Annotated in this window: 24 protein-coding genes and 1 riboswitch; of the genes, 6 read left to right on the top strand and 18 right to left on the bottom strand. The window is 70.0% G+C overall.

Going from position 1 to position 23778, the window contains the following annotated elements:
• Window positions 1-26 precede the first annotated feature (26 nt).
• Complete coding sequence (locus ABEA43_RS12335) at window positions 27-989, top strand: SAM-dependent methyltransferase (RefSeq protein WP_345561243.1); 963 nt, start codon at window positions 27-29, stop codon at window positions 987-989.
• Between the two features lie 12 nt (window positions 990-1001).
• On the opposite strand, the gene ABEA43_RS12330 is transcribed toward ABEA43_RS12335, so the two are convergent.
• Complete coding sequence (locus ABEA43_RS12330; protein ID WP_345561242.1) at window positions 1002-2195, bottom strand: cytochrome P450; 1194 nt, start codon at window positions 2193-2195, stop codon at window positions 1002-1004.
• The gene (locus tag ABEA43_RS12325; protein WP_345561240.1) at window positions 2195-3007 is read right to left on the bottom strand and encodes a TerC family protein; all 813 of its coding nucleotides are present in this window, start codon (window positions 3005-3007) and stop codon (window positions 2195-2197) included. The genes ABEA43_RS12330 and ABEA43_RS12325 overlap by 1 nt, the downstream gene beginning before the upstream one ends.
• Window positions 3008-3143: 136 nt before the next feature.
• Window positions 3144-3259: riboswitch (SAM riboswitch) on the top strand.
• Window positions 3260-3302: 43 nt separating this feature from the next.
• Here ABEA43_RS12325 and ABEA43_RS12320 point away from each other — a divergent pair.
• Window positions 3303-4598, top strand: coding sequence for an aminotransferase class V-fold PLP-dependent enzyme (locus tag ABEA43_RS12320; protein WP_345561239.1), 1296 nt, complete (start codon window positions 3303-3305; stop codon window positions 4596-4598).
• Window positions 4599-4629: 31 nt separating this feature from the next.
• Here the strand turns inward: ABEA43_RS12320 and ABEA43_RS12315 are convergent, their stop codons facing one another.
• The gene (locus ABEA43_RS12315; protein WP_345561238.1) at window positions 4630-5298 is read right to left on the bottom strand and encodes a DoxX family protein; all 669 of its coding nucleotides are present in this window, start codon (window positions 5296-5298) and stop codon (window positions 4630-4632) included.
• Window positions 5299-5420: 122 nt separating this feature from the next.
• Here ABEA43_RS12315 and ABEA43_RS12310 point away from each other — a divergent pair, with 122 nt between their 5' ends.
• Genes ABEA43_RS12310 through ABEA43_RS12300 form a run of 3 tightly spaced genes read left to right on the top strand, consistent with a single transcriptional unit; the run spans window position 5421 to window position 7859 of the window.
• Window positions 5421-6566: an NADH-quinone oxidoreductase subunit D gene (locus ABEA43_RS12310; protein WP_345561236.1), complete on the top strand. Its 1146-nt coding sequence runs from the start codon at window positions 5421-5423 to the stop codon at window positions 6564-6566.
• Window positions 6563-7693 (top strand): acyltransferase family protein, encoded by a 1131-nt coding sequence (locus ABEA43_RS12305; RefSeq protein WP_345561235.1) that lies wholly within the window; start codon window positions 6563-6565, stop codon window positions 7691-7693. The genes ABEA43_RS12310 and ABEA43_RS12305 overlap by 4 nt, the downstream gene beginning before the upstream one ends.
• Window positions 7686-7859, top strand: coding sequence for a hypothetical protein (locus tag ABEA43_RS12300; protein WP_345561234.1), 174 nt, complete (start codon window positions 7686-7688; stop codon window positions 7857-7859). The genes ABEA43_RS12305 and ABEA43_RS12300 overlap by 8 nt, the downstream gene beginning before the upstream one ends.
• Here the strand turns inward: ABEA43_RS12300 and ABEA43_RS12295 are convergent.
• The 11 genes from ABEA43_RS12295 to dacB all read right to left on the bottom strand — a co-directional run bounded on the left by ABEA43_RS12295 (window position 7856) and on the right by dacB (window position 17941).
• Window positions 7856-8311 carry a DUF3180 domain-containing protein gene (locus tag ABEA43_RS12295; RefSeq protein ID WP_345561233.1) on the bottom strand — a complete coding sequence of 152 codons (456 nt, stop codon included), beginning with the start codon at window positions 8309-8311 and terminating at the stop codon, window positions 7856-7858. The two genes, ABEA43_RS12300 and ABEA43_RS12295, sit on opposite strands and share 4 nt — an antisense overlap.
• Entirely contained in the window at window positions 8308-8811 is a 504-nt protein-coding gene (gene folK / locus ABEA43_RS12290; RefSeq protein ID WP_345561232.1) for a 2-amino-4-hydroxy-6-hydroxymethyldihydropteridine diphosphokinase, read from the bottom strand. The genes ABEA43_RS12295 and folK overlap by 4 nt, the downstream gene beginning before the upstream one ends.
• A complete protein-coding gene (gene folB / locus ABEA43_RS12285; RefSeq protein WP_345561230.1) occupies window positions 8808-9173 on the bottom strand; it encodes a dihydroneopterin aldolase in 366 nt (121 codons plus the stop codon). Before folB ends, folK begins: the two co-directional genes overlap by 4 nt.
• Complete coding sequence (locus tag ABEA43_RS12280) at window positions 9163-9609, bottom strand: nuclear transport factor 2 family protein (protein ID WP_345561228.1); 447 nt, start codon at window positions 9607-9609, stop codon at window positions 9163-9165. The genes folB and ABEA43_RS12280 overlap by 11 nt, the downstream gene beginning before the upstream one ends.
• On the bottom strand, window positions 9606-10463 hold the full coding sequence (gene folP, locus ABEA43_RS12275) for a dihydropteroate synthase (RefSeq protein WP_486348721.1): 858 nt from the start codon (window positions 10461-10463) through the stop codon (window positions 9606-9608). The genes ABEA43_RS12280 and folP overlap by 4 nt, the downstream gene beginning before the upstream one ends.
• Window positions 10464-10529: 66 nt before the next feature.
• The gene (gene folE / locus ABEA43_RS12270; protein WP_345561227.1) at window positions 10530-11108 is read right to left on the bottom strand and encodes a GTP cyclohydrolase I FolE; all 579 of its coding nucleotides are present in this window, start codon (window positions 11106-11108) and stop codon (window positions 10530-10532) included.
• Entirely contained in the window at window positions 11105-13099 is a 1995-nt protein-coding gene (ftsH, locus tag ABEA43_RS12265; RefSeq protein ID WP_345561225.1) for an ATP-dependent zinc metalloprotease FtsH, read from the bottom strand. The genes folE and ftsH overlap by 4 nt, the downstream gene beginning before the upstream one ends.
• A gap of 240 nt (window positions 13100-13339) precedes the next feature.
• Window positions 13340-13891 carry a hypoxanthine phosphoribosyltransferase gene (hpt, locus tag ABEA43_RS12260; RefSeq protein WP_345561223.1) on the bottom strand — a complete coding sequence of 184 codons (552 nt, stop codon included), beginning with the start codon at window positions 13889-13891 and terminating at the stop codon, window positions 13340-13342.
• A 10-nt stretch (window positions 13892-13901) separates the two neighbouring features.
• Window positions 13902-14903 carry a tRNA lysidine(34) synthetase TilS gene (gene tilS, locus ABEA43_RS12255; RefSeq protein WP_345561221.1) on the bottom strand — a complete coding sequence of 334 codons (1002 nt, stop codon included), beginning with the start codon at window positions 14901-14903 and terminating at the stop codon, window positions 13902-13904.
• A gap of 401 nt (window positions 14904-15304) precedes the next feature.
• Window positions 15305-16381 (bottom strand): zinc-dependent metalloprotease, encoded by a 1077-nt coding sequence (locus ABEA43_RS12250; RefSeq protein ID WP_345561219.1) that lies wholly within the window; start codon window positions 16379-16381, stop codon window positions 15305-15307.
• A gap of 138 nt (window positions 16382-16519) precedes the next feature.
• The gene (gene dacB / locus ABEA43_RS12245; RefSeq protein ID WP_345561218.1) at window positions 16520-17941 is read right to left on the bottom strand and encodes a D-alanyl-D-alanine carboxypeptidase/D-alanyl-D-alanine endopeptidase; all 1422 of its coding nucleotides are present in this window, start codon (window positions 17939-17941) and stop codon (window positions 16520-16522) included.
• Between the two features lie 84 nt (window positions 17942-18025).
• Here dacB and ABEA43_RS12240 point away from each other — a divergent pair, with 84 nt between their 5' ends.
• A complete protein-coding gene (locus ABEA43_RS12240; protein WP_103957278.1) occupies window positions 18026-18517 on the top strand; it encodes an inorganic diphosphatase in 492 nt (163 codons plus the stop codon).
• Window positions 18518-18524: 7 nt separating this feature from the next.
• Here ABEA43_RS12240 and ABEA43_RS12235 read toward each other — a convergent pair whose 3' ends face one another.
• The 4 genes from ABEA43_RS12235 to ABEA43_RS12220 form a co-directional block, all read right to left on the bottom strand.
• Window positions 18525-19631 (bottom strand): C40 family peptidase, encoded by a 1107-nt coding sequence (locus ABEA43_RS12235; RefSeq protein WP_345561215.1) that lies wholly within the window; start codon window positions 19629-19631, stop codon window positions 18525-18527.
• An 85-nt stretch (window positions 19632-19716) separates the two neighbouring features.
• Complete coding sequence (locus ABEA43_RS12230) at window positions 19717-21132, bottom strand: RNA polymerase sigma factor (RefSeq protein WP_345561213.1); 1416 nt, start codon at window positions 21130-21132, stop codon at window positions 19717-19719.
• A 135-nt stretch (window positions 21133-21267) separates the two neighbouring features.
• Entirely contained in the window at window positions 21268-21981 is a 714-nt protein-coding gene (locus ABEA43_RS12225) for a hypothetical protein (RefSeq protein ID WP_345561211.1), read from the bottom strand.
• Window positions 21982-22146: 165 nt separating this feature from the next.
• The gene (locus ABEA43_RS12220) at window positions 22147-23757 is read right to left on the bottom strand and encodes an ABC-F family ATP-binding cassette domain-containing protein (RefSeq protein ID WP_345561209.1); all 1611 of its coding nucleotides are present in this window, start codon (window positions 23755-23757) and stop codon (window positions 22147-22149) included.
• Window positions 23758-23778 lie beyond the last annotated feature (21 nt).

Raw genomic sequence — 23778 nt, 5'->3', positions numbered from 1 at the left:
AGTGGAAGTCATGAGATAGTCCTGGCATGTGGCTCACCTGGCGCGCCGCGACCGAACGAGCACTGTACGGCGATGAGGGTTTCTACCTCCGCGAACGCCCGTCAGGCCACTTCAGGACCTCGGTCAGCGCCTCCGCCGCGTTCGCGGACGCGGTCCTGGCGCTGCTCCTCGGCGTCGATGCCGAGCTCGGCGCCCCCGACGTGCTCGACCTGGTGGACATCGGCGCGGGCGAGGGCGTGCTCGTCACGCGGGTACTGTCCGCCGCCGAGCCCGCGCTGCGCAAGCGGCTGCGCGTCACGGCCGTCGATCTCTCCCCCAGGCCGGACGGCCTGCCCGCGGAGATCGAGTGGCGCAGGAGCCTGCCCACCGGCATCACGGGCCTGGCCATCGCCAACGAATGGCTCGACAACGTGCCGCTCGACATCGCCGAGCAGACCGCCGACGGGCCGCGGCTCGTCATGGTGGACGCGCACACCGGCGAGGAGCGGCTCGGCGGCCCGCTGCGGCCGGCCGACCGGGAGTGGCTCGACCGGTGGTGGCCGCTGTCCCGCGTGGGCGCGCGAGCGGAGATCGGCCGGCCCCGCGACGAGGCCTGGGCCTCGGTCCTGGCACGCCTCAACAAGGGCCGTGCGATTGCCGTGGATTATGCACACCCTGTGGATAACCGACCGCTCTGTGGCACGCTGACCGGTTACCGCGATGGCGCGGTCGTTGCCCCCATACCCGATGGGACCTGCGATATCACGGCTCATGTCGCACTTGACGCGTGCGCGGAGGCCGGGCGGCGGGCCGGTGCGATATCCACAGCCTTGTCCACACAGCGTGATGCGCTGAGGGAGTTGGGCATCACCGGCACCCGGCCTCCGGTCGAGCTGGCGAGGTCGGATCCGCGGGGATATGTCCGGGCGTTGTCGAGGGCGTCGGAGGAGGGCGAGCTGATCGATCCGTCCGGGTTCGGCGGCTTCGGCTGGCTCAGCCAGACCTGCTGAGGCTCGGCCGGCTCAGCCTGTGGCGTTGAGCTCAAGGGAGTGCAGGCCGCGGATGACGTAGCCGGGCTTCCATTCGGGCTCGCGCCGCAGCTCCAGCTTGGCCGCCCGGTCCAGCAACGCGCCGAACGACTCGATGAGCTCGATGCGGGCCAGCGGCGCGCCCAGGCAGAAGTGGATCCCGGCCCCGAAGGAGATGTGCGGGTTGTCGGCGCGGCCCACGTCGAGCCGGTCCGGGTCGTCGAACACGGTCTCGTCCCTGTTCGCCGAGCCGAACAGCAGCGCCACCTCCGTGCCGCGCGGGATCCGCACGCCGTGGACCTCGATGTCCTCCAGCACCCAGCGCTCGAACATCTGCAGCGGCGTGTCCCAGCGCATCAGCTCCTCGACGGCCGTGGGCAGCAGCGAGCGGTCCTCGCGCAGCCGGGCCAGCTCGGCCGGATTCCTGAACAGGGACCACCAGCCGTTGCCCGTCACGTTCACCGTGGCCTCGTGGCCGGCGTTGAGCAGCAGGACACACGTGCCGACCAGCTCGTCCTCGGTCAGCTCGTCGATCTGGGCGAGGGCGCTGACCAGGTCGTCGCCGGGGTTCGCGCGGCGGTCGCGGGCCAGGGACTTGAGGTAGCCGGCGAACTCCGACGCCGCCCGCACCGCGGTGTGCTGGGCCTCGGGGGCGGGGTTGAGCTCGTACATGCCGCAGATGTCGGCGGACCAGGGGCGCAGCAGGGGGCGGTCGGGCTCGGGGATCCCGAGCATCTCCGCGATCACCGTCACCGGGAGCGGCTCGGCGACGTCGGCGATCAGGTCGCCGCCGCCCCGCTCCACGTACGCGTCCACCAGGCCGCCGGCAATGGCCCGCACCCGGGGGCGCAGCGACTCGACCATGCGCGGCGTGAACGCCCTGGAGACCAGCCGGCGCAGCCTGGTGTGCACCGGCGGCTCCACGTCGAGCATGCCCGCCCTGATCACCCGCCAGAACGGCTCCTGGAACTCCGGCTCCGGCTCCCTGCCGAACTCCTCGTCCGTGGCCACGTGCAGATAGGACCGGCCCAGGCGGCGGTCCCTGAGCAGGGCGTTCACGTCGGCGTGCCGGGAGATCAGCCACTGGCCCGTCGGCTCGAAGTAGCTGACGGGCGCGTCGCGCCTCAGCTCCTCGTAGACCCGGTACGGGTGAGCCACGAAATCGGGATTCCAAGGATCAAAGCGCACTAGTCCATCTTAGGAGGGGAAGTGTCCCGCTCAGGGTCCCGCTCAGAGACCTGCTCAGGGACCTGCTCAGTGTCCTGTTTAGGGGCCGCCGCCGGCTGCTTGGTGTGCCTGCCGCGCATCCGGATGTTCAGCAGCTCCACGATGACCGAGAAGGCCATCGCGAAATAGATGTAGCCCTTGGGGATGTGCTGGTCGAGACCCTCGGCGACGAGCACCACGCCGATGAGCACGAGGAACGCCAGCGCCAGCATCTTGATGCTCGGATGCTGGTCCACGAACCGGCTGATGGGCCCGGAGGCGAACAACATCACCAGCACCGCCACCACGACGGCCGCGACCATCACGCCGAGTTCGTCGACCATGCCGACGGCGGTGATCACGGAGTCGAGCGAGAACACGACGTCGAGCACCATGATCTGCAGAATCACGGAGGTGAAGGAGGTCACGGCCTGCTGCTTGCCGTCCTTGTCCGCCGGCGCGTCCATGCTGTGGCCGATCTCGGTGACGCTCTTGGCCAGCAGGAACAGGCCGCCGAGCAGCAGGATCAGGTCACGTCCCGATATCTCGTGACTGAAGATCTCGAAGAGCGGCTCGGTGAGCCGCACCACCCACGACAGCCCCAGCAGCAGGAGTAACCGGCTGATCAGCGCGGCGCCCAGGCCCAGGACGCGCGCCCGGTCCCGCTGCTCCGGTGGCAGCTTGCCCGCCAGGATGGAGATGAAGATGATGTTGTCAATCCCCAGGACGATCTCCAGGGCGACAAGGGTGAAGAAGCCGATCCAGATATTCGGGTCGGTCACCCAGTCAAGCATCTGCGCACCTCCATGACGGGTTGGGCGGGGTTTCCCGGTAGCAACGAGTCAGTCGGCACATAAGTTCGCGGACTTGCTTCGGACATTGAGGCGGCAGTGTGATGAACAGGCTTCTTATTGGTATAGTCCTGGCGTAGGTCATGAGTGCCAGCGACAAGCCCCGGCTAGCTGGCCGGCAACCCTCGCGTCCGCGGCGGGGTGCCCCGGGTGAAGACCTGGTCCGTCACGAGGTGTGACGGGCAAGCGCGGGCTCTGTGGCTGCTCCCACGGGTCCGATGACCCGAGGAGATTTGCCGTGTCCACGCTGACGATCTTCAACTCCGTGCCCGCCGCCGAGGCCCCCGCGAACGCGCCCGCCGCGAGCGGCCGGTCGATTCCCGCCGTGCTCGGCGCCGACCTCGAAGTGCCGGTCAAGGGCGGCAGGCTGGTCGGCTACGCCAACCTCGACTACGCGGCCAGCGCCCCCTGTCTGGAGCCGGTCAGCGCCGCCGTCGCCGCCGCGCTCCCGGCCTACTCCAGCGTCCACCGCGGCGCGGGTTACGCCTCCCAGCTCACCACCGCCAGGTACGAGCAGGCACGCCACACGGTCAGAGCCTTCGTCGGAGCGCGTCCCGACGACGCCGTGATCTTCACCCGCAACACCACCGACGCCACGAACCTGCTGGCCGGCTGCCTGCCCGAGGGCACCACCACCGTGGTCTTCGACACCGAGCACCACGCCTCGCTCCTGCCCTGGCCCGCGTCCGTACGGCTGGCCGCGCCCGCCTTCCCCGGCGAGGCCGTGCGCGCCGCCGACGAGGCGCTGGCCGCGATCGACGGGCCGAAGCTGCTGGTCGTCACCGCCGCCTCGAACGTCACCGGCGAGCTGTGGCCCATCGCCGCCCTGGCCCACATCGCGCACCGGCATGGGGCCCGCATCCTGGTGGACGCCGCGCAGCTCGTACCGCATCGGCGGCTCAACCTGACCGCGCTCGGCCTGGACTACGTGGCCTTCTCCGGGCACAAGCTGTATGCCCCGTTCGGGGCCGGCGTGCTGGTCGGCCGCCGCGACTGGCTGGCCGAGGGCGAGCCGTACCTCAAGGGCGGCGGCGCGGTGCGGTCGGTGGGTGAGACCGCCGAGTGGCACGACGACCCCGAGCCGCGGCACGAGGCGGGCACCCCGAACGTGCTGGGCGCCATCGCGCTGGCCGCCGCCTGCGACGCGCTCAGCGCCACCGGCTGGACCGAGCTCGTCCGCGAGGAGGAGCGGCTGATCGCCCGCCTGCGGTCGGGGCTGGCCTCGGTCGAGGGCGTGCGGGAGCTGTCGCTGTGGGGGGACGATCACCCGCGCGTGGGCATCGTGTCGTTCACCGTGGCCGGCTACTCGGCCCGCGAGGTGGCCGAGGTGCTGTCCAGCGAGTACGGCATCGGCGTCCGTGACGGGAAGTTCTGCGCCCACCCGTTCCTGCGGCACCTGCTGGGCGCCCAGGACGCCGACGGCGGATGCGACGACGACACCACCTCCGCGATCCGGGCCTCGATCGGCATCGGGACCACGCAGGAGCACGTGGACCGGCTGGTCGAAGCCCTCCGGGACCTGGTCTCCCGCTGAGCACGCGAAACAGGCCGCCGGCCCGGCCGGGTCAGCGGTTCGGCGGTTTGCGGTGCTCGGGCGGCTCGTCGGCGACCAGGGCGTCGATGTCCCGCATGTCCTCGTCGTTGAGCCTGCCCGCCTTGGGATCCGACGGCTGCCTCGGCACCTCGGGCCGCTCGGCCGGCTCGGTGGACGCCGCGGGTGTCGTCGGCCCCCCGGTCGTGCGCACGTTCGAGGGCTCGACCCGGCCGGCCGCCGAGCTCGGAGCGTAGGGCGCGAGATCGTCCTCGGCCGCACGGCGTTCGGAGCGCCTGCGGAACATCGAGTGGAAGATGCCGTCCAACCCGATCCGTCCCCCGCCCAGGGCCAGGAACAACAGGCTGAGCGCACCCAGCGCGCCGGGCAGCTCCCAGCCGTTGCTTGAGGTCAGCACCCCGTTGCCACCGTGCACGAACGCGATCGCACCGAGCATGTTGAGCAGCAGCAGCAAGGCGACGGGCCGCACCAGCAGTCCGAGGATGAGGAAGATGCCGCCGACGGTCTCGACGATGCTGGAGAACCCGGCTGCCAGCTCCGGCATCGGGATCCCCATGTCCCTGAACTGCTGCGTCGTGGCTCCGAGGCCACCCTGCCACTTCTGCCAGCCGTGCGTCACGAAGATCACGCCTGTCACGATCCGCGCGATCAGAGCCGCGATGTCAAACACAACTCTCTTCATGGTGATTTCTCCCCCCGTTCCCGATATTCCTCCCCATGTCCGACTTCGGGATGCGTTTCCACACCATTTCTTGACCATCCCCCGCGCTGGATCAACACCAGTGAGGGTGGCAGCATGGCCGTATGACGGAACGCGTGGTCGGGATCGGAGCCGGCGCGAAAGAGCTGGCCACCGAGGACATGATCCTCAACATCGGCCCGCAGCACCCGTCGACCCACGGGGTCCTGCGGCTCCGGCTCACGCTCGACGGCGAGCGCATCGCCACCGCCGAGCCGATCGTCGGCTACATGCACCGGGGCGCGGAGAAGCTGTTCGAGGTGCGTGACTATCGCCAGATCATCATGCTGGCCAACAGGCACGACTGGCTGTCGGGGTTCGCGAACGAGCTCGGCGTGGTCCTGGCCGCCGAGCGGCTGCTCGGCATGGAGCCGCCGGTGCGCGCCGTATGGGCCCGTACGCTGCTGGCCGAGCTCAACCGGGTGCTCAACCACCTGATGTTCCTCGGCTCCTACCCCCTGGAGCTGGGCGCGATCACGCCGCTGTTCTACTCCTTCAACGAGCGCGAGCGCATCCAGGCCGTGATGGAGGAGATCTCCGGCGGGCGCATGCACTACATGTTCAACCGCGTCGGCGGGCTCAAGGAGGATCTGCCGCTCGGCTGGCTCGACCGCGTGTCGGAGGCCGTCGCGGAGACCCGGCGCCGGGTGCCCGACATCGAGAACCTCATCCTGAACAACGAGATCTTCGTCGCCCGTACCAAGGGTGTCGGCGTGCTCTCCCAGGAGCAGATCATGCAGTACGGCGTGAGCGGCCCCATCGCCCGCGCCTCGGGCGTCGACTTCGACCTGCGGCGCGACGACCCGTACCTCGCCTATCCCGAGCTGCCCGTCAAGGTCGTCACCCGGAGCGCGGGCGACTGCCACAGCCGGTTCGAGCTGCTGCTCGAACAGCTCAAGGTCTCGCTCGACCTGGCCGAGGCCTGCGCCGAGCGGCTGCGCTCGCTGCCGCAGGGGCCGATCAACCAGCGGCTGCCGAAGGTGCTCAAGGTCCCGGAGGGCCACACGTACGCGTGGACCGAGAACCCGCTCGGCATCAACGGCTACTACCTGGTCTCCAAGGGCGACAAGACCCCGTGGCGGCTCAAGCTGCGCTCGGCCTCGTACAACAACATCCAGGTGCTGCGGGAGATGCTGCCCGGCCACCTGGTCGCGGACATGGTGGCCATCCTCGGCTCCATGTTCTTCGTCGTGGGTGACATCGACAAGTGAGCACTCCCGAACGCGACAAGTACGTCGACTGGCTCCGCGCCCTCAGCCTGATCGTGGTGGTGGTCTGGCACTGGGCGTTCACGATCCTGCAGTGGAAGCCGAGCGGCCCCGAGCCCACCAGCCCGCTCGGCTTCACCTCCGGGCTGTGGATACTCACCTGGCTGCTCCAGGTCCTGCCGCTGTTCTTCTACGTCGGCGGCCACGTGCACCTGCTGTCCTGGCACCGGGCCAAGGCACGCGGCACCGGCATCGGCGCGTTCGTCTGGCGGCGCATCCGTGCGCTGGCCTTACCCGCGCTGCTCCTGTCCGGAGCCTGGGTCGCCATCGGAGCGGTCGTCACGGCCGTCCTCCACATCGACTGGATGTGGCGGGTGGTGCTGCTGGTGCTCAGCCCGCTGTGGTTCCTCGGCGTCTACCTGGTGCTGATCGCGCTGCTGCCCGTCGCGCTCTGGCTGCACCGCCGCTACGACGTGCTGGCGCTGATCTGGCTCGGCGGCGCGTCCCTGGTGGTGGACGTGGTGCGCTTCCGCTACGGGATCGAGTGGGCGGGCTGGCTCAACATGATCATCATCTGGGGGCTGGCGCACCAGGCCGGGTTCTTCTACGACCGGGTCGTCATCCTGCCCAGGCGCTACGACATGGGCCTGCTGTGGACGGGGTTGTTCGCCCTGTTCGGCCTGGTCTATTCGGGCATCTACCCCGGCTCGATGGTGGGCGTGCCCGGTGACAAGTGGTCGAACATGGCGCCTCCCACGTTCGTGATCGTCGCCCTGCTGCTGTTCCAGATCGGCCTGGTCGAGGTGCTGCGGCCGGCCATGGAACGCGTCCTGGAGCGGCCGCGCTGGCGGCGCGCCAACGACTTCATCAACCGGTACGCGCTGCCGCTGTTCCTGTTCCACACGACCGGGATGGCCATCGCCCTGGGGCTGTCGTGGTGGCTGTTCGGCAACCTGGGCACCAAGATCCCGCCGGACCTCAAATGGTGGCTGGAGCGGCCCATCGCCATCCTGGGACCGCTGATCTGCACGCTGCCGGTCATCTACCTCTTCGGCCGCCGCCGGACCGCCCCTGTCCCGCAAAAGCAGGACGAGGGGATCGACGGTTCCGTAGGCTCTGACCATGGCTGACATCGACTTCGCCCCCAACGCCGAGGACGAGCGGATCATCCGTCTCGCCATGCGGGAAGGCGAGCGGCCGAGCGACGTGATCCGCCGCGCGCTACGCCTGCTGCAGCGGCAGATGTGGCAGGACAGGCTGAGCGCCGCGCGCCCCGCCGTCGAAGACCTCTCCTAGTCGCGCTTCAGATCGTCCGGCTCCTTCGGGATGCGGCAGCAGTGCTCCAGGTAGAGGGCCGCGCAGATCAGCGCGACGCACGAGAGGAACGACCCGGTCGCGACGAAGAACTCCGAGCGCGGCGTCTCCCGGTCGAGGATCTGCACCGTGTAGAGGGCGAAGCCCGCGAACAGCCCTCCGAACACCGCCCCCGCGTACGCCGACGCCTTCGCCAGCGCCGCCAGCCGGGCCACGGCCAGCGGCTCCACCGGCTTGGTGTCGGGCTTGCGGGCGATCCTGGCCTTGGTCGCCCAGCCGGTGTAGGCCTCGCCGATCGCCAGCAGCAGCACCGTCGGGATCGCGGTCCACGGCATCAGGGGCAGCTCTGAGTAGAACGGCCTGATCACCGCCCACGTGAGCAGCGCGACGAGGGCGACGATGAGGACCAGGGGGCCCGGGCGGGTCGGCGTCAATCCGGCCTCTGCAGCTTCAGGTCGTGGCGCAGGTGCACGCCCTGCCGGTCGAGCCCCTCCAGCAGGCCGGACACCGGGCCGTGCCCGGGCACCTCACCCTCGGGATCGGCCTTCGACCAGGGCACGAGCACGAACGCACGCTCGTGGGCGCGTGGATGCGGCAGTGTCAGGTCGGGGTCTTCGCACACGACGTCGCCGACGACGATCAGGTCGATGTCGAGCGTACGCGGCCCCCAGCGCTCCGCGCGGACCCGCCCGAAGGCGTCCTCGACGTTGAGCGCCCGCTCCAGCAGCGTGTGCGGCTCAAGCGTGGTCTCGGCGATCACGATCGCGTTGAGATAGGGCTTCTGCCCGGCCGGACCCCCGACGGGCTCGGTCTCGTAGACCGGCGACGCCCGGACGAACTCCAGCCCGGGCGCGTCGAACAGGGTGTCCAGGGCCCCCTGCAAGGTGTCGAAGCGGCGGCCCAGATTGCTGCCGAAAGCCAGGACGACCTTCATGCGCGCCTCCGCTCGATCGTCACGACCACGTCGTCGAACGGCAGCGGGATCGGCGCCGCCGGTTTGTGCACGCTCACTTCTACCTTGTGCACCAGCTCGCTGGCCAGACACACCTCGGCCAGCCGCTGCGCGAGCGTCTCGATGAGCTCGACCGGCTCGCCCTCGACGACGTCGGTCAGCGCCTGGGCCAGCTCGCCGTAGTGGACGGTCTTGGTGAGGTCGTCACCGGCCGCGGCGGGCGCCGTGTCGAGGAACAGCGTCGCGTCGACCACGAACTCCTGCCCGAGCTCCCGCTCGGCAGCGAGCACGCCGTGTCTCCCCCTGGCCCGCAGGCCCTTGAGAGCGATGCGATCAGCGCTCAAGCTCGCCTTCCTCCTCCTCGTCGTCGTCGCCCTGGAGCACCGGTGAGCCGTGGTGCATCCACAGCCGCCAGCCCTGCGCGGTACGGATGTAGACGTTGCTGGCCACTACCTTGCCCGCGGCGAAGCTGGATTCACCCTCCTCGCCGGCGGTGAGGATGTTCTCGACGCACGTGAGCACGGCCACGTCACCCAGCACCGTGGTGCTGACGTCGGTCAGCACGAACTGGATGTAGGTCGTGTTGGCCATGATCAGCGCCCACGAGCGCAGCACCTCCGACCGGCCCGTCAGCAGGGTCCAGCCCGGGTGTACGCAGCTGACCTGCTCGTCGGCGGAGTCCTCCGCCCAGATCTCGGTCATCTTGTCGAGATCCGCGTTTTCGATGGCGGTGTAGAACTCCTGGTTCACCGTCTCGATCGCGGCAGTGTCGACGCTCATGTATTGGCTCCGGCTCTCTTCCATGCGGCCGCCACGCGCACGGCATCGGCATTGGGACCTACCTCGTGCACGCGTACGCACCACGCGCCCGCCTGCGCAGCCAGCGCCGTCACGGCCAGCGTGGCGTCGTCGCTGCGGCTGAACGGCCGGGGCGTCCCGTCGGGATCGGCCAGCAGCCGGCCGAGGAACCGCTTGCGCGACGCCCCCACCAGCAACGGATAGCCCAGCTCGGCCAGCTGCGGGATCCCGGCCAGCAGCGCCCAGTTGTGCTCGGCGTTCTTGGCGAAGCCGAGGCCGGGATCGAGCACGATCTGCTCCTCCGACACCCCCTCGGCCAGCACCAGATCGACCCGTTTGCTCAGCTCCTCGCGCACCTCGGTGACGACGTCGGCGTAGACGGCTCTGCTGTACATGTCATGGCTGTGGCCGCGCCAGTGCATCACGACGTAGGAGACGCCGGTCGCGGCCACGACCCGTGGCATCTCGGGGTCGGCGAGACCACCGCTCACGTCGTTGACGAGCCGCGCGCCGGCCTCGACCGCCGCCTTGGCGACCTCGGCCCGCATCGTGTCGACGCTGACCGCGATCCCCTCCGCGTCGAGCGCTCTGATCACGGGCACGACCCTGGCCAGCTCCTCCTCCAGCGACACCCTGGCCGCGCCCGGGCGGGTGGACTCACCGCCCACGTCGACGATGTCGGCGCCGTCCTGGACCAGCTGAAAGCCGTGCTGGATGGCCGCCGCCTCGTCGAACCACAGGCCGCCGTCGGAGAATGAATCCGGCGTCACATTGACCACGCCCATGACGAGGCACCGCTGCGTACCTTCCGGCACGTTGATGGGCACGCTAGTCATGGGCCAAGCCTAGGCGTTGTACCACCCCTGCTGACATCGCGGGTCCCCAGTAGTGGATAACGATCCTCATCTGCCGATGATCAGCGCCATCGCCTCGGAGCGGGTCTTGTCGCTGGTGCGGAAGTCGCCGCGGACGGCGGAGGTGACGGTCTTGGCGCCCGGCTTGCGTACGCCGCGCATCGTCATGCACAGATGCTCCGCCTCGACCACCACGATGACCCCGCGCGGATCCAGCACCCGCATGAGCGCGTCGGCGATCTGGGACGTCATCCGCTCCTGCACCTGCGGACGGCGCGCGAACACGTCCACCAGACGGGCCAGCTTCGACAACCCCGTCACCTGGCCGCGCTCGTTGGGGATGTAGCCCACGTGGGCCTGCCCGTGGAACGGGACCAGGTGGTGCTCACAGGTCGAGTAGACCTCGATGTCACGCACGAGCACCATCTCGTCGTGATCGACGTCGAAGACCTTGTTGAGCACGTCTTCCGGCTTCAGGCCGAGCCCCGAATACTGCTCGGCCATCGCGCGGGCGACCCGGGAGGGCGTCTCGATCAGGCCGTCGCGATCGGGATCCTCGCCGATGGCGTAGAGGATCTCGCGAACGGCCTTCTCGATCCGCCCCAGGTCGACGTCGTACTGAGTCACGCAGAGTCCCCGGAGGGAAGCGCGTCCTGGTGGCCCGAGGTGAGCGAGCCGTTGGCCGACTGCTCCTTCGGGGTCAGGATCGGCGGGCGATCCGAGGGGAGCCGCTTGCCGTAGCCCGCGTAGGACGGGCGGTGCTCCTTGACGACCACCGGAGCGAAGGCCTGGAGCACCATGTCGCGGGAGAGGGTCTCCTTCTCCATGAGCTCCAGCACCAGGTTGTCGAGCACGTCGCGGTATTCGACCAGGATGTCCCATGCCTGGTCGTGCGCCGTCTCGATCATCCGGCGGACCTCCTCGTCGATGCTGGAGGCGATCTTCTCGGAGTAGTCGCGCTCGTGGCCCATCTCGCGGCCGAGGAACACCTCGGCGTTGCCGCTGCCGAACTTACGGGCGCCGAGCTGCTCGCTCATGCCGTATTCGACCACCATGCGGCGGGCGACGGCCGTGGCCTTCTCGATGTCGTTGGAGGCGCCGGTGGTGGGCTCGTGGAAGACGAGCTCCTCCGCCGCGCGGCCGCCGAGCAGCATCGCGAGCTGGTCCATCATCTCGGACCTGGTGGCCAGGAACTTGTCCTCCATCGGCAGCGTCATCGTGTAACCGAGGGCGCGGCCGCGGGACAAGATCGTGATCTTGTGCACCGGGTCGGAGTTGGGCAGCGCGTGCGCCACCAGCGCGTGACCGCCCTCGTGGTAGGCGATCATCTTCTTTTCCCTGTCGGACATGACCCGCGTCTTGCGCTCGGGCCCTGCCATGACACGGTCGATCGCCTCTTCGAGGAGCTCCATCGTGATCAGCTTCTGGTCGGCCCGCGCGGTGAGCAGGGCCGCTTCGTTGATCACGTTGGCCAGGTCGGCGCCGGTGAACCCGGGCGTGCGGCGCGCGATGACGTCAAGGTCGACGTCGGGCGCGAACGGCTTGCCGCGGCCGTGGACCTTGAGGATGCCCCTACGGCCCTCGAGGTCGGGACGGTCGACGGTGACCTGCCGGTCGAACCGGCCAGGACGCAGCAGCGCCGGGTCGAGGATGTCGGGCCGGTTGGTCGCGGCGATGAGGATCACGCCGCCCTTGACGTCGAAGCCGTCCATCTCGACGAGCAGCTGGTTGAGCGTCTGCTCGCGCTCGTCGTGACCGCCGCCCAGGCCGGCGCCGCGGTGGCGGCCGACGGCGTCGATCTCGTCGATGAAGATGATCGCCGGAGCGTTGGCCTTCGCCTGCTCGAACAGGTCACGGACACGCGAGGCGCCGACACCCACGAACATCTCGACGAAGTCGGAGCCGGAGATCGAGTAGAACGGCACGCCGGCCTCGCCTGCGACGGCGCGGGCCAGCAGCGTCTTACCGGTGCCGGGCGGGCCGTACAGCAGGACGCCCTTGGGGATCTTGGCGCCGATCGCCTGGAACTTGGCCGGGGCCTGCAAGAACTCCTTGATCTCCTGGAGCTCCTCGATGGCCTCGTCAGCGCCCGCGACGTCGGCGAAGGTGGTCTTGGGGGTGTCCTTGGTGATGAGCTTGGCCTTGGACTTGCCGAAGTTCATCACGCGCGAGCCGCCGCCCTGCATCTGGTTCATGATGAACAGGAAGATCAGCACGATGATGACGATCGGCAGGAAACTCACGAGGATGCTGATCAGGAAGTTCTCCTGCGGCACCTCGGTGGTGAAGCTCTTGGTCTTGCCGGCGTCGACCTGAGCCTGGAGCTCGTCGGTCAGCTTGCTGCCGTAGCCGGTGACCCAGTCTGCCTGGATCAGCTTCGTCGGCTGGTCGCCGGGCTTCGCCGCGACCGCCCGGATCAGAGTCACCTCGATCCGGTTGTCCTTGTCGACGATCTTGGCGTTGCTGACGTTTCCGGCGCGAATCTGCTGGAGAACCAGGGACGTGTCGGCCGCCTTGTAATTGCCGCCACCACTCCAAAGCTGGGTGACGAGCAGGAGCAGCACGACGATGCCCAGGATCCACAGCAGTGGCCCACGTGTAAATCGCTTGAGATCCATCCGATGCGGAACCCCTTGCGGGCCCGTCCCTTCCTGACCATGGCCTGGAACCCCGGGCTGGCACCCGGGGCCGCGGCATCCGACACCGCGACTTCTGACTACCCGAAGGGGACGCTAGGTCACCCTCCCGGAGTCTGAAGGTACACCGGCACAGCGTGCGGAGGGACCCGCCCGCTACACCGGTCTTGCCCTATCAACGTACGTCACGTTGCGCGATGTTCCCGGCCACGGCAGCGATTGCTACTTATAGACGTGCGGCGCGAGAGTGCCGATGAACGGCAGGTTCCGGTATCGCTCCGCGTAGTCGAGCCCATAACCGATGACGAACTCGCTGGGAATGTCGAACCCGACGTATTTCACTTCGATCGGCACCTTCACCGCGTCGGGTTTCCGCAGCGCCGCGCAGATCTCCAACGAGGCCGGATTGCGTGATTTCAGGTTTTCCAGCAGCCAGTGCAGGGTCAGGCCGGAGTCGATGATGTCCTCGACGATCAGCACGTGGCGGTTCAAGATGTCGGTGTCGAGGTCTTTCAGCACGCGGACGACACCGGAGGACTTGGTGCCCGCCCCGTAGGACGACACCGCCATCCAGTCCATCTGCACGGGCACGTGCAGGGCTCTGGCCAGGTCGGCCATGACCATGACGGCGCCCTTCAGCACGCCCACGAGCAACACGTCCTTGCCCGCATAATCCGCGTCGATCCGCCCGGCAAGCTCTTTGATCTTGGCCTGGAGCTCGTCCTCGGGGATGAGGACCTTCTCCAGGTCATTGCCCATGTCGGCAGCGTCCACCTGTGGTTCCTTACGGGATGGGACTGATGGCGAGTATCAGGGTGCCATACCGCCGGGCGGCGGACAGACCTCCGGGCAGATCCACCGCCTTCTGCCCGTGCCACCGCGTGACCAGCCGGTCCACCGCCAGCACGTGGGTGGCGGACAGGGCGCCGGACGGCGCTCCGGCGGCGATGGCCGCCCGCCGCAGCACCCTCCGCCTGACGGCGTCGGGCAGCTTCTCCAGCTCCGGTACGGCGAGCGTTATCTGCTGGTCAATATCGCTTAGAGCGCAATTCTGGAACGCCGATTCAGCCCATTGGTCGAGCGCGTCGGAGTCCTCGCGGGCCATCCTCGCCGTCCGCGCGAGCGCTTCGGCCACTCCTGGGCCGAGTTCGTCCTCAAGGAGGGGGAGGATGCGCTTTCTTACGCGTACCCGGGTGTAGCGGGGGTCGTCGTTGTGCGGGTCGTCCCAGGGGGTCAGGTCCTGGGCCCGGCAGGCGGTCACGGTGGTGGCTCTGGCGAGGGCCAGCAGGGGCCTGCGGTAGCGGCCGGTCACGGCGGCCATGCCGGAGAGCGAGCGGGGCCCGCTGCCTCTGGCCAGGCCCAGGAGGACCGTCTCCGCCTGGTCGTCCCTGGTGTGTCCCAGGAGGACCGTCGCGGCCCCCAGCCGGTCTGCCGCGTGCGCCAGCGCCGCGTACCGTGCCTCCCTGGCCGCCGCCTCCGGTCCGCCCTCCGCGCCGACGGTGACGGTGAGCACGTCGACGGGGTCGAGGCCGAGCCGGCGGGCGATCGTCGCGACCGTCTGAGCCCGCTCGGCCGAGCCTGGCTGGAGCTGGTGGTCCACGGTCAGCAGGCCGGCGCGCAGGCCCATGCGGGGGGCGGCGAACGCCAGGGCGGCCGCGAGCGCCAGGGAGTCGGCTCCGCCGCTGCACGCGGTCAGCACCAGCGCGCCCTTGGGCAGGTCGGCCAGCGCCTCCCGCACTGCTCTGCGGACGTCGGCTACGGCTGGATGTGGACCCACAGGTGCCATTGTCCCGGGTCGCCACCCACACGACGCCATCCCGGCCGGCTCACGCCCAAACGCGGCACCGCCCGCTGTGCGGCATCCCGAGTCCGCTCGGAGGACCCGCCGCGGGCACACGTCCTGCGACCCGTCGGGGGTCTGTCTGAGGCGCACCCGGCCAAGCGACAGCAGGGTCCGCCGGGACGGAGCGGCCGGCGCCCAGCCGCCCGAGCCGCCTGGTCGGGCCGAAGACGCGTCCTGAGCTCATGCCCGAGGCGTGCACAGCCGGGCGTGCGGCCGGAGGCGCCGGGACGGCGGGCTGCGCCGTACCGCGCCCGAGCCGTCCGGCCGAAGACACGTCCTGGGCGTGCCCAAGGCGTGCGCGGCCGGAGGCGCCGGGGCGGCGGCCTCCGGCTGGGGCCTGTGGGTTAGGCGGGGAGGGCCGGGGTGCCGATGACGCGGCTGATCCAGGCGTCCGGGTCCGCGATCTCCGGGGTGGTGGGCAGCGTTTCCGGGGACGTCCAGACCTTGTTGAAGCCGTCCATCCCCGCCCGGTCCACCACCTTGCGGACGAACGCCGACCCCTCCGCGTACTGCTTCATCTTGACCTCGATGCCCAGCAGGCGCCGCACCGTGCGGTCGAGGCGGGAGCCGCCCTCCCTGCGATGGGCGAACTTGGCGCGGATGTCGGACACCGACGGCACCACGGACGGGCCCACCGCGTCCATGACGTAGTCGCCGTGGCCTTCGACCAGGGTCATCACGGCCGTCAGACGGTCGAGGATCTCCTTCTGGCCCGGCGACTGGATGGCGTCGATCAGGTTGCCCTCGCCGCCGCGCACCACGTCGGCCACCGTGTCGGCGGCGTTGCGCAGGCGCTCCAGGAGCGTGGGCAGGTCGAGGTCGGAGGCGAGCAGGAACTCGGTCATCTGCGAGCGGACGTATTCGCGCAGCCAGGTCACGCCGGTGAACTGGACGCGGTGGGTCTCCTCGTGGAGGCACACCCACAGGCGGAAGTCGTGCGGGTCGACGCCCATCTCGCGCTCGGCGTGCACGATGTTCGGGGCGACGAGCGTCAGGCGGCCCGTCGGCTCCTGGCCTGTCGGGTCGGGCGGGAGGAACAGCTCGTACTGGCCGAGCACCCGCGAGGCGAGGAAGGCCAGGACCGCCCCGACCTCGACGCCGGTGATGCGGGAGCCGACGGCGGTGACGATCGCGGGCGGCGGGTTGGCGCCGCTGGTCATGCGCTGCGTCAGCGGCTCCAGAACCACGCGGAAGCCCTCGACGTTCGCCTTGATCCAGCCGGGGCGGTCGACGATGGTCGCGGGTTGTGGTGCGGCGTCTGTGTGGATTTTGGTGAACTCGCGCACGTGGCCCTCGGCCTCACGTGACAGGGTGCGGAGCTCGGTGACGGCCTGCCTGGCCTCCTCCCGGCTCACCTGAGGACCGGGGCGCACCAGGCGCGTGCCGGTCGTGACGGCCAGATCCCAGTCGATCACCTGCATAACGTCCACCGTACGTGGTTCTGGTCGAGGCTGCGAAGGACCGTCGTGTCCGGGGCGGGAAAGCCGGTGCCCGTGGGTGGACGGCGGCGGAGGCCGAGCGGGTGGCTGGGCGGGGTGGCTGAGCGGGGTGGCTGGCCGTCAGGAGCGGGCGACGATGGCGGCGAGGCGGTCGAGTACGGGCTCGGCCGTCGCGGGTACGCGGTCGGCCATGAAGGCGAACGTCACCAGCCGCCCGTCCTTCGTCGTCGCCATCCCCGCCAGCGTGTTGATGTTGTTGAGCGTCCCGGTCTTGGCGCGTACCAGGCCCACCTGGCCCTTGCTGTCGCTCGCGACGAAGCGGCGGCCGTTGCCGAGGGTGCCGGAGAAGCCGGCGATCGGCATGCCGGAGGCGATGGCGTGCAGATCGGGGTAGCTCGGGGAGCCGGCCATGGCGATGATCTTGGCGAGGGCGTTCGGGCTGATGCGGTTGCGGATCGACAGCCCGCTGCCGTCGGAGAGCGCGATGCCCTGCGCGGCGCCGAGCCGCTGGAGCACGGCGAGGACTGACGCGGACCCGCCGGGGAACGACGCCTCCTGGCCCTCCTTGATCGCGACGTGCCTGGCCAGCGCCTCCGCCATGTCGTTGTCGCTCCGGGTCAGCGTGTGCTCGACCAGGGCGTAGAGGGGCGCGGAGTCCACCTTGCCGAGCTCGGCGGCGCCTGCGGGGGCCTTGGCCGGGCGGACGGACTTGGACACCCCGATGCCCTGCTTGGCCAGGAGGCCGGCGAAGGCGGTGGCGGCGTACTGGGGCGGGTTGGAGACGCGCGGCATGTGGAAGCGCGGGTTCTGGCGGCCCTCGTCCATGGTGAGGGCGTAGACCGGGGCGACCTCGCCGTCGGGGATGTAGTTCGTCTTCCAGCCCGGCGCGGACGGTGAGCCCGTGAAGAGCGAAGTGTCGTAGGAAAGGGTGACTTTCTTCACGCCTTGCGCCTTGAGCGTGGCCGCGGTGCGGGCGGCCAGCGTGGCGAGCGAGGCCTGCTTGGGGTAGCCCGGCTTGGCCGACGGGCCCGCGAGCAGCGGGTCGCCGCCGCCGACCAGGACGATGGCGCCGGGCTTGGCGCCCTGGACGACCCTGGTGGACAGGCGCGCGTCCGGGCCGAGCGCGGCCAGGGCGGCGGCGCAGATGACGATCTTCGTGGTGGAGGCCGGGGTGATGGGGGTGTCGGCGCCGGAGTCGAAGATCCGCTCGCCGGTCACCGCGTCGAGCACCACCGCGCCCACGTGGCTCCCCAGCGCTTTGTCACCCAGGGCGCTGGTGAGCTGCCGCGTCAAAGTACCCTTAGTCGGGAGAGGTCCGTCTCCGGACTTCACCGAGAGCCGGGCCAGCACAGGCCCCGAGGTGACCACGGGGGCGGAGGAAGACCCTTCCGCCGGGGACGCCGTCGGCTCGGTCGGTGAAGACCCGCTCGTCAGCGCGCTGAGGCTGAAGTCGGTGGTCATCGCGTATATGCCGGTGACGATCGTCAGGACTTGGAGCACGGCGAGAGTGGTCAGCATCACCCACCGGTCGTGCCGCGCCACGTCGCCTGCCCTCTCTGCTGTGTTCGCCTACGAGACATTAACGCCCGACCGGGGGTGCCCGGGGGCCTGAGCGGAGGAACCGCGGTGGAGTTCGACGTTGTCGTTGAGATTCCCAAGGGACAACGGAACAAGTACGAAGTGGACCATGAGACCGGGAAGATCAGGCTTGACCGGCTCCTGTTCACCTCCACGCAGTACCCCGCCGACTACGGATTCATCGAGCACACCCTCGGTGAGGACGGCGACCCGTTGGACGCGCTCGTGCTGCTGCAGGAGCCGACCTTCCCCGGCTGCTACATCACGTGCCGGGCGGTGGGGATGTTCCGGATGACGGATGAGAAGGGCGGCGACGACAAGGTCCTCTGCGTGCCTTCCACCGACCCCAGGATGCATCACATCCAGGACATCCATCACGTGTCGGAGTTCGACCGGCTGGAGATCCAGCACTTCTTCGAGGTCTACAAGGACCTGGAGCCCGGCAAGTCCGTCGAGGGCGCCAACTGGGTCGGGCGCATCGAGGCCGAGGCCGAGATCGAGCGCTCGTTCCGCCGGGCGAAGGACGAGGGCCACCACTGATCTGCCCCTAGCGGGGCCTGGTGGCGCCCACCAGGTCCCCGCGCCAGATCGAGGCGACCCGCACCACGTCGCCGGTCTGCGGCGCGTGCACCATCTGACCGCGTCCGACGTAGATCCCGACGTGGTGGATGGTCCCGGGGTCGCCGCTGACGTGCCCGAAGAACAGCAGGTCGCCGCGGCGCAGCTGGTCCGTCGGCACGTGCGGGCCCGCGGTCCACTGGGTGCCCGTCCAGTGGTCCAGCCGCACGCCCACCTGCTCCCAGGCCCGCATGGTGAGCCCTGAGCAGTCGTAGGTCGCCGGTCCTGCGGCCGCCCACACGTACGGCTTGCCGAGCTGCGTGAGCGCCCAGTTGGCGGCCAGGTCTCCCATGGCGGAGCCGCCGGTGAGGCCGGCCGGCGACAGCGCCGCCGCCCGCTGCCTGGCCAGCCGCTCCGCGCGGCTGCGGGCCGCGTCCAGCTGCCGCTCCAGGACCTCGGTACGGGCCCGCAGCCCTCTCGTCTCGCGCCGCTGCCTGGCCACGGCGGCCTCAGCGGCGATCTTGGCCTGTCTGGCCCGTTCGGAGGCGGCCTGCTGCTCGGCGTAGGCGTTGGCGGCCTGCGCCCGCAGGATGGCGGCGACCTCCTGGGCGTCGCGCATCCTGGCGAGCACCGCGGCGCGCTCGTCCCACAGCTGCCCGAGCACGCCGGCCCGGTGCAGGAACCCGTCGGTGCCGCCCTCGTCGACCATCATCCCGACGACCGGCCGCATCGGCGTGAGCCCGCGGTAGCTCTCCGCCGCCAGCAGCGCGACGCTCTGCCGCGCCAGCTCGGCCTGGGCGTCGGCCGCCGCAAGGCGGGTCCTGGCCTGCGTGTGGCGCTCCTCCGCGTGGCGGAGCCGGACCATCTCCCCGTTGTACGCCTCGACCAGCCGCTCCACCTCGCCCGCCAGCTCGTCCAGCCGCGACTTCGCGGTGGCCAGCTCCACGTTCGTCGCGCCCAGCTCCTTCGACCGGTCCCGTGCGACCTGTCGGGCCTTCTTCACGTCACGAGCCGACGGGCTGGGCTCCGCCTCGACCGGTGGGCACAGGGCGACCGTCAGCCAGCACGCGAGCACTCCAGCCCCAAATGCGCGCATAGGTCCCCCTGAAAACGGATGGCTACTCTATGCACACGATTCCCGCTAGTTCCCATACGTAACGTAATCAGGGCAGGTCATACCCTTAGCCGCTCTCCGTAGGGGTTGCCGAGGGTTCTTCCGTGGGCGTGGGAGTGGCCGTCTGGGTCGGCGTGGTGGTCGGTGTGGGGGTCTGCGTGGGAGTGGGGGCGGGGGTGGGCGTCGGGGTCGGTGCGGGTGGCGGCCTGTGGGTGGGCTTCTCGTGGGTGGGCTTCTTGTGCGGCGGCGGAGGCTCGGCGGCCGGGGGCTCGGCGTGCGGCGGGTCGTCCACCGGCTGCTCCTGCGACGGTGGGGTCGGCTGGGGCTGCGGGCCCGGGGTGGACCCGGCGGGCGTGGCGGCGGGGGCGAGGCTGGGCACGACGGCGGGCGGCCCGGAGACGGGCGACCCGGTCACCCCGAGCGGCAGCGTGGCCGTGCTGTCGAGGACGGGCTCCACGGTCAGCGGGACGTCCTGCGGCTCGGCCTGCCAGGGCAGCCGGATGCCGGGCGGCTCGCCCGTCGCCGGGAACGCGGCCGTCGCGATGCCCGACGCGCCGCCGTTGTCGCGGCCGATCTGCTGGAAGATCACCGCTATCGCCACCACGGTCGCGACCGCCGCCAGCGCGCCTGCCAGCGCCTGAGGCCACGCCCGAGCGCCCTTGTCCGATGAAACGGGAAACCCGGCGGCCCCGAGCGCGCCCGTACGCCGGGCGACGTAGCTGCGGTAGGGCAGCAGCTCGGGGTCGATGAAGCAGCTCATCACCCTGATCCGCAGCGAGTCGGGCAGCGCGGGGACCGGCGTCAGCTCGAAGACCTTGGCGGCCGACACCTGGCGGTTGCGGTGCGGCGCGCACGTCTCGCAGCGCGCGATGTGCCTGACCAGGTGCTCGCGCATCTCCTGGGTCAGCTCCCCGGAGAACCCGGCGAGGATGCGGGCCCGCGGCTGGCAGTCGTAGGAGCCCTTCCTGGCCAGGATCTCGGCGGTGATCGCGTCGGCCAGGCGCGCCCTGGCCGCGTCCTGGACGGGCTCGATCTGCCGTGCCGGGATCCCGAGGACCTGGGAGAGCTCAGGGCCGGGCAGCTCGTGCCGGTAGGAGAGCTCCAGGATCTCGCGTTCGGCGACGGGCAGGCCGTGGACGGCGTTCCAGGCCATGGTCCGCAGGTCGGCGTCGGCGGGGTCGTCCAGCGGCGGCGCCTCCGCCAGGGCCTCGGCCGCGCCCGGCGGCGCGGCGGCCCTGCGGCGCAGGCACTCGACGCGGGCCAGCGCGTACAGCCAGGTGCGGAGCCTGTCCGGGTCGGACAGCGCGCCCGCGTGGGCCTCGGCGGCGATCAGCGTGTCGCGGAGCGCCACCTGCGCGCCGTCCGCGCTCAGCAGGAGGGACCAGCAATAGCGGTAGACACTCTCCGCGTACGCGTCGTACAGCGCGGCGAGGGCCCCCTGCTCGCGGGCGCGGAGTGCTTCTACCAGGACGCGGTCGTTCATGTAACTGAAGGTAATGGATCGGTAACTAGTAGTTCCACCCATTCACGCCGATGGCATCGGTTGTCGGGGTCGCGGGCCCGATTTCCGCACGGACAAAAGGCCAGAATCACCCCGTTGACACGAAATATCGGCCTTTTACTGTTTATGTTCTGAAGCGACCTGAGTGCTCCGGTCCACCGCGAACGGCTCGGTCGTGGGCTTGACCGTGTGCACCGGCATCGCGCCGCCGAGCGCCAGATCCTCGAAGGGCCGGCCGGTCGATCCCCAGGTCCTGGCGGTGATCTCGGTCTTGGCCACCTTGGCACCCGTGGGCAATCCCGTCACCGTGAGGATGAACCTGGGCGGGCTGCCCGACTTGACGTCGTCCACGAACGTGCTGCCGCCGCCGAGCAGTTTGCCCGAGCTGTCGCGCAGCAAGGCGTTGACGACCAGGCTGCTGGCCGCTTCCTGATACGGATTTCCGACATATCCCGTAATGAGGTATGAGCCGTCTTTTTGGCGCAATGTCTGAGAACGTGAAATGGGGAACCGCTGGAAGGCCGAGGCGATCCTGGCCGCCGGGCGCCACTGCGCGGGACGGTACTGGATCGTCACCTTGGCCGGCTTCTGGGCGGCGCTCGCCTGGCCGGTGAAGGCCAGCGAGCCGCCCGGCGGCACGGCGTCGAGCGGCTGGTCCATGCGGACGACCTCGGCGCCCGCGGCGTCGTGCCCGACGATCGTGGCCACCACGTGCTCGCCGAAGTGCCACGGGTTGGCGTTGCTGAGCACGCCCGCCCAGTTGACGGCGTATCCGTCGGAGGACTTGACGATGTTCGAGACCTGCTCCTTGAGAGCGAGTGGCTTGAGCACTTGGGCTGGGCGGTCCTCGCTCGCGCACCCGGCGAGGCAGATCGCCCCGAGTGCGAGGAGGCTGACGGTTCGGCTACGCGGGATCACTTTGCCGTGATAACCCGTAGATGAGCAGGGCAGGCACGTGACACGCGCCTGCCGTACCAACTCTTTAACGGATGATCCTCAACGCGGCCGCACGACCCTGGCCTCGTCCCAGACCGGCTGGGGCGACTCGTAGACCGTGCCGTCGGAGCCGAAGACCAGGTAGCGGTCGAAGTCCGCGGCGAACCAGCGGTCGTGGGTGACCGCCAGGACCGTGCCGTCGAACGCGTCGAGGCCGGTCTGCAGCGCCTCCGCGCTGGCCAGGTCAAGGTTGTCGGTCGGCTCGTCGAGCAGCAGCAACGTGGCCCCTGACAGCTCCAGCAGGAGGATCTGCAGCCGCGCCTGCTGACCGCCGGAGAGCGTGTCGAAGCGCTGCTCGGCGACCAGCCCGGCCAGCTCGTAGCGGGCCAGCGTCTTCATGGCTTCGTTCTTCAGCCTGGCGTGCTCGGTCATGACGATCTCGACCGGCGTGCGCCCGAGCAGGTCGGGCCGGGCGTGGGTCTGGGCGAAGTGACCGGCGACCACGCGGGCGCCCAGCCGGGCGACGCCGGCGTGCGCGATCTGCTCGCCGGCCAGCAGGCGCAGGAAGTGGGACTTGCCCGAGCCGTTGGAGCCGAGCACGGCGACCCGCTCGGCGTACCAGACCTCCAGGTCGAACGGCCGCATCAGCCCGGTCAGCTCCAGGCCCTCGCAGATGACCGCGCGCTTGCCGGTGCGGCCGCCCTTGAGCCGCATCTTGATGTTCTGCTCGCTCGGGGCCACCTCGGGCGGCCCCGCCTCCTCGAACTTGCGCAGCCGCGTCTGGGCCGCGTGGTAGGCGGCGGCCATGCCGTCGTTGTAGCGCGCCTTGTTCTTCAGCATGTTGACCAGGGCCTTGATCTTGGCGTGCTCCTCGTCCCAGCGCCTGCGCAGCTCGTCGAGCCGCTCGTTGCGGGCCCTGCGGGCGTCGGCGTAGGTGGTGAAGCCGCCGCCGTGGATCCAGATGTTGCCCGACTCGACGGTGACGATCCGGTCGGCGGCGTTGGCCAGGAGCTGGCGGTCGTGGCTGACCAGCAGGACGGTCTTGGGCGTCTCTCTGAGCTGCTGCTCCAGCCACTCCTTGCCGGGGACGTCGAGGTAGTTGTCGGGCTCGTCGAGCAGCAGCGTCTGGTCGGGGCCGCGCAGCAGGGCCTCCAGGACCAGCCGTTTCTGCTCGCCGCCCGACAGCGTGGACACGTCGCGATATTTCACGCTCTCGTACGGCACGCCGAGCGCGGAGACCGTACAGGTGTCCCAGAGCACCTCGATGTCGTAGCCGCCGGCGTCGGTGTAGTCGCTGATGGCCTGCGCGTAGCGCATCTGCGCCTTCTCGTCGTCGCGCTCCATCATGACCAGCTCGGCGTCGTCGAGCCGGGCCGCCGCCTGCCGCACCGCGGGAGGGGCGACGCCGAGCAGCAGGTCGCGCAGGTTGCTCCCGTCGCGCACGCTGCCGATGAACTGGCGCATCACGCCCAGCCCGCCGGAGCTGGCCACACTGCCCTCGACCGGCTGCAGGTCACCGGCGACCAGCCGCATGAGGGTGGTCTTGCCCGCGCCGTTGGGGCCGACGAGCGCGGCCTTGACGCCCTCACCGATCCTGAAGGACACGTCGTTGAGCAACGGCCGACCGTCGGGCAGCACGTATGTCAGGTGCCCGATCTCCACATGTCCCACGACTCATCCCTCCGCCACCCC

The sequence above is a fragment of the Nonomuraea rosea genome, assembly GCF_039539705.1.
Taxonomy (GTDB): domain Bacteria; phylum Actinomycetota; class Actinomycetes; order Streptosporangiales; family Streptosporangiaceae; genus Nonomuraea; species Nonomuraea rosea.
The sequence above is the reverse complement of the archived record's forward strand: the minus strand, read 5'-3'. Positions and strand labels throughout refer to the sequence as shown.